Source organism: Exiguobacterium sp. GL_137 (genome assembly GCF_057834585.1).
This window is the reverse complement of sequence record NZ_CM174406.1, coordinates 924,720-938,251: the sequence shown is the minus strand read 5'-3', so window position 1 is coordinate 938,251 and position 13,532 is coordinate 924,720. Positions and strand designations below refer to the sequence as shown.

Here is a 13,532-nt window from a genome sequence, read left to right as displayed (position 1 = left end):
GTCAACTCCTTACAACATTCCTAAAATACGTTCAGTCACTTCCGTTGCTGCTTCTTCGTTTCGCGTAATCATCAGTATCGTATCGTCTCCACAGACCGTACCGAGCAACTCCGGCCAGTTTAAATGATCAAAGAGGACACCTAATGCGTTGGCATTCCCCGGTAAGACATGCATGACAATCAAATTTTGAGCAGAATCAATCGAGATGAAGCTATCTCCGAGTAACCGGCGTAACTTTCCAAGTGGATTGAACCGCTGATCGGCAGGTAAACTGTATTTATATCGTCCATCATTTAACGGTACTTTTACGAGATGGAGTTCTTTAATGTCCCGAGAGACGGTAGCCTGCGTTACTTTATACCCTGCATTTCGAAGTTCCTCGACCAACTCATCTTGTGTTTCGATTTCTGACTGCGTAATGATTTCCCGAATCTTGATTAACCGTTGCCCCTTTGTCATCCTTGCACCTCACAGTTTTTCTTCACTGATACTATTGTAATCCAATAATTCGATAAAAGTCCATGCTTGCCCTATTCATTCCTGACAAATCAAAAACAGACTCCATCATCTTTGACGGAGTCTGTTCAAAAATCGATTGGACTTATAACGCGGCATGTGCCAGGTGGACGGTTTCAAGTGGATCAACCGACTCTTCCATTCCCGGTGTCTTGAGCTCGGCGTGCAAGAGAAACTCAATGTTGCCTTCACCACCGGTAATCGGTGAGAAATCTAATTGTTTGACATAAAATCCTTCGCGAACGAAGAAATCCACCATCTCTTTGAGTACCCGTTCATGAATCCGTTTATCCCGAACGATTCCTTTTTTACCGACATCATCCCGTCCTGCTTCAAACTGCGGTTTGACGAGCGCGATGACATCCCCACCCTGAGCTAGAATGGCTTTTAAGGGCGGAAGAATTAATCGGAGCGAAATGAAGGAGACATCAATCGTCGCAAAGCTTGGCTGAATCGAAAACATGTCTGGCGTCGCATGACGGAAATTTGTTTTCTCCATCGCCGTCACACGATCGTCCGACCGTAACTTCCAATCCAGTTGATTTGACCCGACATCCAGCGCATACATATGTGCAGCTCCGTTTTGTAAGGCACAATCCGTGAAACCGCCTGTTGAAGAGCCGATATCAAGACCAATCCGTCCGGATACATCGATATCGAATACAGCAAGTGCTTTCTCCATCTTATATCCGCCACGACCGACATATGGCATGACTTGACCTTTAACCGTCAAATCGATGTCTGATTTCACTTTTTCACCGGCTTTTTCGAGTCGTTCCGTTCCACTGAATACAAGACCTGCCATGATGGTCCGTTTTGCTTTTTCACGTGTTTCACATAAACCGCGCTCGACGAGTAAGACGTCGAGGCGGATTTTTTTTACAGTTTCCATGAATCGTTACACACTCTGTTTCTTTCCTTGATTGACAAACGAACGAACTTCTTCCGCAATTTGTCCAGGCAATAATCCGATTTCTTCTAACAATTCGTTGACGCCGCCGTGTTCGATATACCAGTCCGGAATACCAAATCGTTTGACGCGCGGGAAAGCTTCCTGTTCATTGGCATGTTCGAGAACAGCTGAACCGAATCCGCCTTTAAGCACCGCTTCTTCAAGCGTCACGAGTGGAATGCCTTCTGCATATAAAGCCGTCAACATTTTTTCGTCCAGTGGTTTAATCGTCCGGGCATTGATGACCCGTACCGATAACTCTCCTTCAAGAAGTTCCGCGATTTTCAGGGCGTCTTGCACTTGTGGACCAAACGCCATGATGGCGACATCCGTTCCTTCACGCTCCACGTCCCATGTATCAAGCGAAATCTCATGAAGTGTCTCATCCATCGGCACACCGATTCCTTCTCCACGCGGGAAACGGACAGCAATCGGTCCTTCGTGTTTAACAGCCGAATAAAGAAGGTGTTGCAGTTCATTCTCATCCTTCGCCATGACAATCCGAATATTTGGCACGTGGCGCATAAAGGCGATATCAAAGACACCTTGGTGTGTCTCGCCATCAGCACCTACGAGACCAGAACGGTCAATCGTAAACGTAACATCGAGGTTCTGACGTGCAACGTCATGAACGAGCTGGTCGTATGCGCGCTGGAAGAATGTCGAGTAAATCGAGACGACCGGTTTCATTCCTTGTGTTGCCTGACCGGCAGCGAACGTGACGGCATGTTGTTCCGCGATACCGACATCAAACATCCGCTCCGGGAATTCTTTCTCAAAACAATCGAGTTTTGATCCGACGCTCATGGCCGGCGTGATCAGTGTCAATTTGTCGTCCTCACGGGCCATCTTCGTCAATGTATCTGCTACTGTAAACGAATAGCTTGGTGCTTTTGATTTCCCTTTAATGACTTCACCCGACTCAATCTTGTACGGTCCAAGGCCGTGCCATGTGCCGATGCCGTCGTATTCAGCAGGACGGTATCCTTTTCCTTTTTTCGTGATGACATGAAGCAGGACAGGTCCTTCTTCTTTCTTCACGTAGTTCAGCTGTTCAATTAAATCGTTCAGATCATGACCATCGACCGGTCCGTAATAATTGAAACCGAGTTCTTCAAAGAACATGCCGGGAACAAGTGCCCCTTTGACAGCTTCCTTGATTTTCTCTCCGCCTTTTTCTAGCTTCCCGCCGATCAAAGGAATTTTTTTAATCAACGTTTCCAGTTCATCTTGCGCATAACGGACTTTGCGGGAAGAACGGATTCTTCCTAACATTTGGTGCATTGCTCCGACATTCGGTGCAATGGACATCTCGTTGTCGTTTAAGATGACGATGACGTTTTGTTGTTCGGCTCCGATATGGTTTAAGGCTTCAAGTGCCATTCCGCCTGTCAACGCACCATCTCCGATGATAGCAATTGCCCGGTCATCGTTTCCTTTTAACTCATTCGACACAGCAATCCCCATCGCTGCCGAAAGTGAAGTCGAGCTGTGTCCGGTTTCCCAGACATCATGGATACTCTCATTGCGTTTCGGGAACCCGCACAACCCTTTGTGTTGACGTAACGTATCAAACTGACCTGCCCGTCCTGTCAGAATTTTATGCACGTACGCTTGGTGTCCGACATCCCAGACGAATTTATCGTTTGGACTGTCAAATTCACGGTGAAGCGCTAACGTCAGTTCAACGACACCTAAATTCGGTGCTAGATGTCCACCTGTTGTTGCTAGTTCTTCAATCAAAAAGCGTCGGATGTCGCCTGCGAACAGTTCTAATTCCGAGACTGACATACGCTTTAAAAATGACGGATCCTGTATCTCTGTCAACTTCATACCTTACCGCCTCTTTCCCTTGCATTCTTATATGGTTTGTACCCTACATTGTACTAGAACAATCTTGCGAACGCCACATTCCCGGCGCATAAAAAAAGACGGCATACTACGCCGCCTCTCTTAATGGTCACGCTTGACGACGAAGTCAAGCAAATCTTTAAGCGGTGCCGCTTCGGCGGAAAGTGCTTCGATTGCTTCATTTGCTGCCGTCACCTGGGCTGCAAGTGCCCGTTCCGCTCCGTCAAGACCTAGTAGTTTCGGATACGTTGCTTTGTCATTTCCTTCATCACTGCCAACCGGTTTTCCAATTTTGTCAGCGTCTCCGGTTACGTCCAAAATGTCGTCTTGAATCTGAAACGCGATCCCGAGATGACGGCCGTATCGCTTCAAATGTTTGAGATCCGCTTCTGTAACGCCGGCTAAAATACCACCTGCTTCGACTGCAAAAATCAACAATGCTCCTGTTTTTCGACGGTGAATCGACTCGAGTTCTTCCGTGTCATTGATTCCGCCGCGCTCCCCCAGCATATCGTCTAATTGACCGCCGACCATTCCGGCTGCACCTGCCGCCATTGCAAGTCGCTCGAGCAATTTCACTTTGACTTCTGCCATGGCCGTCGTCTCGAGTAAACAGGTAAAGGCATTCGTCAGTAACGCATCACCAGCGAGAATCGCCGTCGCTTCGTCAAATTGAATATGATTTGTCGGACGTCCGCGTCGCATATCATCATCGTCCATCGCCGGTAAGTCATCATGGATCAACGAATATGTATGAATCATCTCAAGCGCTGCCGCTGCTGCGTCACCCATCTTGCGGTCGATCCCATACGAATCGAGGACAGCATAAATCAGCGCCGGTCGGACACGCTTGCCACCTGCATCAAGCGAATAACGCATTGCTTCCCGCAGACGATCCGGTGCTTCGAGACGATTCATGAATGTTTCCAGCGCTTGTTCCACTTGCGTTTTCCACTCTGTTAAGACAATCATTGTGATCCCCCTTTTTCACGTAACGTGCCATCTTGCTCCAAGATTTGATCCAACCGTTGTTCTGCCGTCGACAGTTTCCCTTGACAGAGTGCCGTCAATTTGACGCCTTCCTCGTACAAATTCATCGCCTGCTCAAGCGGTGCTTCACCCGCTTCCAGTAATTCGACGATCTCTTCCAATCGCTCTAAAGCCGCTTCAAAGGATTGTTCTGTTTCCATCTTCTTCATCCTCTCGTTTCGCTAGGATACTCCCGTCATGAAACTGAACCCGGAAGGTCTGATCTGACAATTCTGTTACGGAGCGGACAAGTCGTCCATCCTGCTCGACGTATGTATATCCACGAAGCATGACTTGCGTCGGACTGACCGAGTCGAGTCGGGCAATCATTTGATATAGCCGATCCTGCTTCGAACGCATGATGGTGTGAATCCGTTCCAGCTGCTTTCGCGTCCGAATCAATTGGCTCCCTTGCTCCGCAAGACGTTCCTGCATCGCAATCCGGGCAAATCGATTTACCTGATTGGTCAACGCTTGTTGTTTCGTCTGAAGTACTTGCTTCCCGATTCGGTGAAGTCCCATCTCTGCCCGGTCCAATCTTTCCTGTTTTAAACCTAACAAGACCCGGGGAGATTTCAATCCGTAACTGGTTGCCAGTCGGTTGACTCGCTCTTTACGTTCGTTGATGTACTGAGCGTAGTGTCGTGTCAACCTTCGATTCAGCTCATTGAGACGCTTCTCGAGTTCTACTGCTTCAGGCGTCACAAGTTCTGCCGCGGCTGTCGGCGTCGCCGCGCGGACATCCGCCACAAAATCAGAAATCGTAAAATCTGTTTCGTGACCGACCGCTGACACAATCGGAATTCGTGATTGATGAATCGCCGTCACAACCGACATTTCGTTGAACGCCCACAGCTCCTCGATTGATCCGCCCCCCCGACCGATGATCATCACATCACATGCCTGATGTTCGTTCATCGCTTCAATGGCACGGACGATTTGGGGTGCTGCGTCTTTTCCTTGGACCAAAACAGGTGCAAAGACGATGGCAGCTTGTGGATAACGCCGCCGTAACGTCGTCGCAATATCATGCAAGGCTGCACCCTTCGGAGATGTTACGATTCCGATTCTTTGCGGGAATGCCGGCAACGGCAGTTTCTGTTCCGCTTCAAACCACCCTCGGGCTTCGACATCCTCTTTCAATCGGATATATGCTTCGTAAAGGACACCTACACCGTCCTCCATCATCCGTTCGACGTAGAGCTGCATCTCACCCGACGCGACATATACCGAAATCCGTGCCGTTATGATAACACGGGCACCGTCCCGGATGTCCGTTTTGACACGACCGGCATCGCGGGCAAACATAACGGCTTTCATCCGCGACTGTTCGTCTTTCAACGTAAAATAAAGGTGACCGGAAGAGTGTCGTTTAAAGTTCGACACTTCTCCCACCACCTGAACTTGTTGGAGCAACGAGTCATTCTCGAGTTCCCGCTTCACGTAATGGACGAGTTCGGAAACCTGAAGAGGATTCGTCATTTCGCCGCCTCAATCGTGTTATGAAGCAACATCGTAATCGTCATCGGTCCGACCCCACCAGGAACAGGTGTAATCATCGAAGCGACATCTTTCACAGCTTCAAATTCGACATCTCCGACCAACTTCCCGTCTACCCGGTTGACACCGACATCGATGACAACGGCATCCGGCTTGACCATATCGGCTGTAATCAGTTTCGGTACACCGACAGCGACGATCAAAATGTCCGCCTGACGGGTCATCGCACCGAGATCTGCAGTTTTCGAGTGACAATAGGTCACTGTCGCTGATTCATTCAAGAACAGCATACCGACAGGCTTTCCGACGATTTGACTTCGGCCGACGACAACGACATGACGACCGGCAATCGGTACATTCATTTCCTTGATGAGGTGAAGAATGCCGTTTGGTGTACACGGTAAGAAGGTTGGTTCTCCGATCATCATTTTTCCGACTGAGACCGGATGGAATCCGTCGACATCTTTTTCCGGGGCGATGGCGAAGATGACCTTACTTTCATCAATATGTTTTGGCAAAGGTAATTGAACGAGAATACCGTGTACGCTTGCATCGGCATTCAAACGTTCAATCAAGTGAAGTAATTCCGATTCCCCCGTCTCTTCCGGTAGTCGAATTAAATCAGACTCCATACCAATCTCTTGTGCCGCTTTTTCTTTACCACGGACATACGATTGGCTGGCTGGATCTTCCCCAATTAAGATGACGGTCAGCTTCGGTTGAATACGTTGTTCTTTCAGACGTGCGACTTCTTCTTTCAGTTTCAAACGATACGATTGTGCGACTTGTTTCCCATCGATTACGACTGCCATGATTTTGTCCACTCCCCAAAAAATATTCACTTCACTCTTTGCCTGATCAAACTTCTCTGTTTAAGTTAGTTGCTTTGCGGATTTTCTTTCAAACCGTTTTGTTCCACTTCTTGTGCTACTTTTCCTAACACACCGTTGACGATTTTTGTTGCTTCTTCGTCGGCAAAAGCTTTTGTCAATTCAATCGCTTCGTTGATCGTTACCCGGACTGGAATTTTAGTTTCAAACAACAGTTCATACACCGCAAGACGAAGAATCGTCCGTTCAATGTTTCCGAGACGTTCAAATGACCAGTTCACGAGCGCGGCACGCAACTTTTGATCAATTTCCGGTTTATTGGCTTCGACACCCTCGACCAATCGTGTAACAAACGTATCATATTCTTTACCTTCTACTGCGAATTCAATGGCTTCTTGTGCAGACAGATCCGAGAGTTCCATTTGGAACAAAGACTGTACTGCCAGTTCGCGCGCCATATGTCTTTTCATCATGATTTTACGTGCTCCTTTTTTTATCGTTCTCAATCAATTAGTTTAGCACATTCTTTTTTCAAAAAACATAGAGAACGGCAAAAAGACGGGAGTTAAATACAATCGACTCCCGCCCACGATTACTTCACGATTTCTGCTTTTAGTTCACGTTCTGTAAATTTCGTCGTAAATGTTCCACGACGGAATACCGGATGTGCCAAGACTTTTTGATGGAACGGAATCGTCGTTTTGACACCCTCGATCCAAAATTCAGATAAAGCCCGTTCCATTTTTGCACATGCTTCTTCACGTGTTTCGGCATGAACAATCAGTTTGGCGACCATTGAATCATAGTACGGAGGAATCATATACCCCGGATAGACTGCACTGTCGATCCGGACGCCCATTCCGCCCGGTGCGACGTATTGTGTGACCCGTCCAGCGTGGGGACGGAAATCGTGATCCGGGTCTTCCGCATTAATCCGGCATTCAATCGAATGCCCCCGGAATTCAATATCCTGTTGCTGAACAGCCAGTGGATGATCGAGCGCCACCTGGAGCTGCGCCTGCACAAGATCAAATCCCGTGATCATTTCCGTCACCGGATGTTCGACCTGGATTCGCGTATTCATTTCCATGAAGAAGAATTCTTCCGTCTCTTCAACAAAGATGAACTCGATCGTCCCGGCTCCCGTATAGTCAATCGCTTTCGCTGCCTTGACTGCCGCTTCCCCCATCTTCAAACGTGTTTCAGGACTAACGGCCGGCGACGGGGCTTCCTCAATCAGTTTTTGCATCCGTCGTTGAACGGTACAATCCCGTTCCCCGAGATGAATCACGTTTCCGTGACGATCGGCGAGTACCTGGACTTCGACATGACGAAACTCTTCGATAAAACGTTCGAGATACACTTCGCTGTTGCCGAATGCTTGTTTCGCTTCACGGCGCGTTTCATCCAGACCGGTCACAAGTTCTTCCTGTGAACGGGCGACACGAATGCCTCGTCCACCTCCGCCGGCAGTTGCCTTGATGATAACAGGATAGCCGATTTCATCCGCTAGTTGTAACGCCTCGTCATCCGTGACCGTCCCGTCAGAACCCGGTACGACAGGTACACCGCAGGCAATCATCGTTTGTTTCGCGACATCTTTGATCCCCATCTGACGGATGGCAGCGGATGTCGGGCCGACGAACTTGATGCCACAGGCTTCACACATCTCGGCAAAATCAACGTTCTCCGCGAGGAACCCGTATCCCGGATGAATCATCGTGACGTTCCGATTGGTCGCAACAGCCAGGATATTCGTGACATTCAAGTAAGAAGCCGTCGAACTGACATCTCCAATACAATATGCTTCATCTGCTAAACGGACGTGCAGGGCATCCCGGTCCGCTGTCGAATAAACGGCAACCGTCTGAATGCCGAGTTCTTTTGCCGCACGAATGATTCGGACCGCAATCTCGCCCCGGTTCGCTATTAAAAGTTTTTCCATTGCCATCACCCCGCTCAAGGACGAATCCGGAAGAGAGGTTGTCCGAATTCAACAAGGTCTCCATCTGCGACGAGAATTTCGACGACTGTTCCGGCTACTTCCGAGTTCAGATTATTAAATAGTTTCATGGCTTCTAAGACGCAGACGACTTGACCGACTTCGATTTGATCGCCGACTTTGACGAAAGACGGTTTGTCCGGATTCGGACGCGAATAAAACGTTCCGACCATCAACGCATTGATCGTTACCGTATCTGCTTCAACATTTGATTCTTCCGTTGCTGATTCCGTGACGGCTACTGGAGCTTGCGCTGCCGGTGTTGCGGCCGGTGCCGGTGCTTGATGGGAAACAACGATGTTATCATTTTGTTTTTTTAATTTTAACTTATACGTATCGGTTTCAAGAGAAAGTTCATTGACACTCGATTGGTCCAACATTTCGAGTACTTGCTTCAACTGATCGATTTTCATTTTTCTTCATCCCCTATCTCAACATTCACCTTTATTATTATACTTTAATATTATACCAGGTGCTAATGCCTACTCAAATACTAATATTAACTGGTCATACCAAAGGACGCAAGTCAAGACAAGAGGAAAAAACGCCTGTCCATCCAAGACGAGGATGAATAGGCGCTTCGAAAGCTGGATTATCCGTTGTAACGCCCTGTGAAATCACCAGTACGTGTATCAACTGTTACTTTTTCTCCTGCTTCGATGAAGAGTGGTACATGGATGATATGTCCCGTCTCGACCGTCGCATTTTTCTTGACGTTTGATGCTGTATCGCCTTTGACACCAGGCTCTGCCTCAACGATCGTCATGACGATTGTATTCGGAAGTTCGATTCCGAGGACTTCGCCGTTGTAGATCGCAATCTGAACTTCCATGTTTTCAAGAAGGAACGGGAGTGCCGCTTCGACTTGAGCCGTTGTGAGTTCCAATTGCTCATATGATTCTGTATCCATGAAGACATACGTTTCACCCATCGGATACAAGTATTGCATTTTGTTCCGTTCGATGTGGGCACGCTCGACACGTTCACCACCACGGAACGTCATCTCTTGAATGTTTCCGTTACGGATGTTACGCATTTTCGTCCGGACGAATGCTGCACCTTTACCCGGCTTAACGTGTTGGAATTCAAGGACCTGCCAAATCATTCCGTCTGATGTTTTAATTGTAAGTCCTGTTTTTAAATCGTTTACTGATACCATGAAAAGTTCCTCCTAAATGTTGATCTTGCCATTTTTACAGTGTAATAAGTTCTTTTGGTGAAGACGAAAGAATTTCACGCCCTGATTCGGTGATCAAGACGTCATCTTCAATCCGACATCCTCCGACTTGTGGTACGTAAATTCCCGGTTCAACCGTAACAATCATACCAGGTTGCAGTTTCGTTTCAGAACGGAACGATAATCCTGGTCCTTCATGTACTTCTAACCCAATTCCATGACCCGTCGAATGACCAAAATATTCCCCATATCCTGCATCCTTGATGATGTCACGTGTCAAAGCGTCTGCTTCAATTCCAGTGATTCCCGGACGTAATCCGTCAACGCCTGCGAGTTGCGCTTGAAGGACGGTATCGTAAATCTTCTGTAACTCCGGACTGATTGGTCCGATGGCAACAGTACGCGTGATGTCCGAGACGTATCCGTTCAGAAGCGCACCAAAATCAAGCGTCACGAGTTCACCTGACTGAATGACTTTCGAACTGGCAACACCATGCGGTAACGCAGAACGATAACCAGACGCAACAATCGTATCGAACGACGAAGACGTCGCACCTTGTTTACGCATAAAGAATTCAAGTTCGTTCGAGACTTCAAGTTCTGTTCGACCAGCTTGAATATACGTCAAGATGTGGTGGAACGTCGCATCTGCTAAATCCACCGCTTCCTTAATCATCTTAATCTCTGATGAATCCTTAATCAAGCGTAGGTTTTCAACGATTCCAGTCGTCGGAACCAATTCCACAGCTGATGCCTGATCGAATGCTTCGAATGAGCCAAGTGTCATCGCATCTTTTTCGACACCGACTGCACGCACGCGGGCTCCCGCCATCAATTCACCCATCGTTTCCGGAATCGACCGTTCAATCTGAACGATTTCCATTCCTTTTACTTGATCAGCCGCTTGTTCCGTGTAACGGAAATCCGTCACGAAGTAAGCTTGTTCTGACGTCACGAGACACGCACCGCTCGAGCCGGTAAATCCGGAAATATACCGGATATTTTCCGCCTTCGTGACAAGAAGACCTGGTAAATCACGTTCTTTAAGAGCCGTTTGGAGTGCTTCGATACGATGTTTCATGTCTGTTTCCCCCTTTTATTATGTAGACGGTTGGATCAACGCTTCTACTGCGAGCAGATACCCCGTCATCCCTAAACCGCTGATGACACCTCGGCAAACCGGTGCAAGCATCGACTGATGCCGAAATGCTTCGCGCGCATGAACGTTTGATAAATGAACTTCAATCGTCGGTACGCCGATTGCCGCAATCGCATCCCGCAACGCAATACTCGTATGCGTGTAAGCTGCCGCATTCAAAACGATTCCGTCATATCCGCGCGCTCCATGTAAATAATCGACCAATTCCCCCTCGTGGTTCGATTGGGCGAACTGAAAATCAATATCCTTAAAATGGTGTTTTATCAGATCTTCCAAATCCGATAAAGTTTGCGTCCCATATGTATCCGGTTCCCGTGTCCCAAGCAAATTCAAGTTCGGTCCATTCAAGACGAATATCCGCATTTCATCACCTCCAGATTGTCCCTGTCATTGTATCATAAGTCGTTTTCCGTCTCCTAAATTTTCGACTAGCATCGACAGCTGAACATAGTGTTTTTTCTATAAATCGAGTAAAATGACGGTACACGATATTTTATTTGAAGATGGGATGCGTTTCTCTATGAAAACTGCTCAAGCGCCCGTTGGTGGACAAGCCATCGTCGAGGGTGTCATGTTCCAAAATGCTACACATGCCGTCTCAGCCATTCGCCGAAATGACGATACGATTGAAACATTCGAACAAAAAAAACCAAGTCGACCACTGATTGCCGTCGGTAAAAAAATCCCTTTGATCCGCGGATTGTTCGCTTTAGTCGAGTCTTCAGCAAACGGAGCAAGCCATATGAACTTCGCCAGTGACCGTTACGGTGTCAATCCGGGTGAAGAAGAGCCGGAAGACGCTTCCCAAGGCCAGTTGACGAAATGGCTCGGCGTCGCTGTACTCGGTGTTTTGTCGTTCTTTTTCGGAAAATTGATGTTTACGTTATTACCTGCGTTTCTAGCCTCACTTTTCAGCTACTTCCCGGCGTTATCCGGACATTTGATTCAAAACGTACTGGAAGCCTTGATCAAGTTGACCTTGCTGTTCAGTTACCTCTATCTGATTTCCTTGACCCCGCTCGTCAAACGACTGTTTCAATATCATGGTGCGGAACATAAAGTCATCAACTGTGTCGAGAGCGGCCAGACATTGACGGTCGAAAATGTCCGGACAAGCAGCCGTTTGCATTACCGGTGTGGTTCGAGTTTCTTGATTTTCACTGTCATCGTCGGATTTTTCGTGTATTTAATCGTACCGACCGATCCATTATGGTTACGTCTTGTTTGTCGGATTGCCTTGTTGCCTGTCGTCATCGGTCTTTCGTTTGAAGTTTTACAATTAACAAATAAAGCGCAAAACATTAGAGGGTTACGCGTCATCGCCTTACCCGGCCTGTGGTTACAGTACTTGACGACGAAAGAACCGGATGATTCTCAAATCGAGGTTGCGATTTACGCGTTTGAAGCACTCGAAAAACAGGAACATAACCTACATGAGAATGCACTTGGTTAATTGATAACAGGGGTGATAATATGATTAGACAACGGATTGGCTCTACATTCGCACTTGTCGTGTTACTGTTTGCGTTCGTCGGCTTTGGATATAAGCTTGCTAATGATCCCGGTAGTCTGTTTTCACAATTACTGTTTTTTGCGATTACAGCTGGAATCATCTTCTTGCTGTTTAAATTTTTAACACGAAATAGCGTCAGCAGCGGAACGAACTCTCAATATCGAAAATCTGTTGCGCAGTCTAAAAAAATGCATGCCAAGAACAACCCCTCTCCCCGCCGGACAGATTTTAAGAAGAAACCGGTCAAAACGACGAAAACGGCCACCTCTAATAAAGTGCGTCCCCTTCGTGACCGGTCAAAAGCACCACACTTGACTGTCATTGAAGGAAAAAAGGGTAAAAAGAAAAAACGTGCTTTTTAAACAAAATCAACAGTAGCTGTGTGCCGATAAGGCTACACAGCTACTGTTTTTTTTAATCCGTCTCGACCCAACCGACGTACGGCAGGTTCCGGTATTCCTCGGCACAATCAATACCATAACCGACTACAAAATAATCGGGAATCTCAAATCCGACATAATCGGCATCGAGCGGTACTTCCCGTCGTGCCGGCTTGTCGAGTAACGTACAAATTTTCAAGACACCCGGTTTATGCAGCTTCATGTGTTCACACAAGAAACTTAAGGTATGCCCGGTATCGATGATATCCTCGACGACGACGACGTATTTCCCTTCGACATCAAGATCCAAGTCCTTTTTCAACTGGACGCGTCCGGACGAAACCGTTTTGGCGCCATAAGAAGAACAGGCGACTGTATCGATTTGGACACTACCTTTGATTTCGCGCATCAAATCGGCAGCAAAGACCATTGAACCTTTTAATACGACGACTAAAACAATTTGTCGACCTGCCGCGTCACGTTCAATTGCAGCAGCAAGATCTTTTACTTTTGACGCAAGTTCTGATTCCGATACTAACTTCTCTTTAATCACGATTTCCATAACCGGATGGAGATCCATCCGTCACCCCCTTCGATGATTTCACGGTCAGTATAGCATATCC

At 47.5% G+C, this 13,532-nt stretch carries 16 protein-coding genes; 2 read left to right on the top strand and 14 right to left on the bottom strand.

The annotated features are described in order from the left end of the window. Positions 1 to 9 precede the first annotated feature (9 nt). The 13 genes from ahrC to aroQ form a co-directional block, all read right to left on the bottom strand. Positions 10 to 459 carry a transcriptional regulator AhrC/ArgR gene (gene ahrC, locus AC3IRK_RS04870; RefSeq protein WP_131503128.1) on the bottom strand — a complete coding sequence of 150 codons (450 nt, stop codon included), beginning with the start codon at positions 457 to 459 and terminating at the stop codon, positions 10 to 12. A gap of 142 nt (positions 460 to 601) precedes the next feature. Then, a complete protein-coding gene (locus AC3IRK_RS04865) occupies positions 602 to 1,408 on the bottom strand; it encodes a TlyA family RNA methyltransferase (protein WP_489170461.1) in 807 nt (268 codons plus the stop codon). A 6-nt stretch (positions 1,409 to 1,414) separates the two neighbouring features. Then, positions 1,415 to 3,301: a 1-deoxy-D-xylulose-5-phosphate synthase gene (gene dxs, locus AC3IRK_RS04860; RefSeq protein ID WP_131503130.1), complete on the bottom strand. Its 1,887-nt coding sequence runs from the start codon at positions 3,299 to 3,301 to the stop codon at positions 1,415 to 1,417. Between the two features lie 120 nt (positions 3,302 to 3,421). Beyond that, positions 3,422 to 4,291 carry a polyprenyl synthetase family protein gene (locus tag AC3IRK_RS04855; protein WP_489170460.1) on the bottom strand — a complete coding sequence of 290 codons (870 nt, stop codon included), beginning with the start codon at positions 4,289 to 4,291 and terminating at the stop codon, positions 3,422 to 3,424. Next, a complete protein-coding gene (gene xseB, locus AC3IRK_RS04850; RefSeq protein ID WP_026828907.1) occupies positions 4,288 to 4,509 on the bottom strand; it encodes an exodeoxyribonuclease VII small subunit in 222 nt (73 codons plus the stop codon). Before xseB ends, AC3IRK_RS04855 begins: the two co-directional genes overlap by 4 nt. Next, positions 4,487 to 5,830: an exodeoxyribonuclease VII large subunit gene (gene xseA / locus AC3IRK_RS04845; RefSeq protein WP_426354904.1), complete on the bottom strand. Its 1,344-nt coding sequence runs from the start codon at positions 5,828 to 5,830 to the stop codon at positions 4,487 to 4,489. Before xseA ends, xseB begins: the two co-directional genes overlap by 23 nt. After that, positions 5,827 to 6,660, bottom strand: a complete 834-nt coding sequence (gene folD, locus AC3IRK_RS04840) for a bifunctional methylenetetrahydrofolate dehydrogenase/methenyltetrahydrofolate cyclohydrolase FolD (protein WP_131503133.1) — start codon at positions 6,658 to 6,660, stop codon at positions 5,827 to 5,829. Before folD ends, xseA begins: the two co-directional genes overlap by 4 nt. A 65-nt stretch (positions 6,661 to 6,725) precedes the next feature. Continuing rightward, complete coding sequence (nusB, locus tag AC3IRK_RS04835; protein ID WP_131503134.1) at positions 6,726 to 7,151, bottom strand: transcription antitermination factor NusB; 426 nt, start codon at positions 7,149 to 7,151, stop codon at positions 6,726 to 6,728. Between the two features lie 119 nt (positions 7,152 to 7,270). Next, a complete protein-coding gene (gene accC, locus AC3IRK_RS04830; RefSeq protein ID WP_131503135.1) occupies positions 7,271 to 8,623 on the bottom strand; it encodes an acetyl-CoA carboxylase biotin carboxylase subunit in 1,353 nt (450 codons plus the stop codon). 14 nt (positions 8,624 to 8,637) lie between these two features. After that, on the bottom strand, positions 8,638 to 9,093 hold the full coding sequence (gene accB / locus AC3IRK_RS04825) for an acetyl-CoA carboxylase biotin carboxyl carrier protein (RefSeq protein ID WP_131503136.1): 456 nt from the start codon (positions 9,091 to 9,093) through the stop codon (positions 8,638 to 8,640). A gap of 179 nt (positions 9,094 to 9,272) precedes the next feature. After that, positions 9,273 to 9,839 (bottom strand): elongation factor P, encoded by a 567-nt coding sequence (gene efp / locus AC3IRK_RS04820; protein WP_012369804.1) that lies wholly within the window; start codon positions 9,837 to 9,839, stop codon positions 9,273 to 9,275. A 34-nt stretch (positions 9,840 to 9,873) separates the two neighbouring features. Then, positions 9,874 to 10,938, bottom strand: a complete 1,065-nt coding sequence (locus AC3IRK_RS04815; protein WP_131973182.1) for a M24 family metallopeptidase — start codon at positions 10,936 to 10,938, stop codon at positions 9,874 to 9,876. Positions 10,939 to 10,956: 18 nt separating this feature from the next. Further along, a complete protein-coding gene (gene aroQ, locus AC3IRK_RS04810; protein ID WP_489170459.1) occupies positions 10,957 to 11,379 on the bottom strand; it encodes a type II 3-dehydroquinate dehydratase in 423 nt (140 codons plus the stop codon). 157 nt (positions 11,380 to 11,536) lie between these two features. Between aroQ and AC3IRK_RS04805 the strand changes: the two genes are divergently transcribed. Further along, positions 11,537 to 12,469: a DUF1385 domain-containing protein gene (locus AC3IRK_RS04805; RefSeq protein WP_489170458.1), complete on the top strand. Its 933-nt coding sequence runs from the start codon at positions 11,537 to 11,539 to the stop codon at positions 12,467 to 12,469. Between the two features lie 20 nt (positions 12,470 to 12,489). After that, entirely contained in the window at positions 12,490 to 12,891 is a 402-nt protein-coding gene (locus AC3IRK_RS04800) for an SA1362 family protein (RefSeq protein WP_114596354.1), read from the top strand. A gap of 52 nt (positions 12,892 to 12,943) precedes the next feature. Here AC3IRK_RS04800 and hpt read toward each other — a convergent pair whose 3' ends face one another. Further along, a complete protein-coding gene (gene hpt / locus AC3IRK_RS04795; RefSeq protein ID WP_131503186.1) occupies positions 12,944 to 13,471 on the bottom strand; it encodes a hypoxanthine phosphoribosyltransferase in 528 nt (175 codons plus the stop codon). Positions 13,472 to 13,532: the final 61 nt, after the last annotated feature.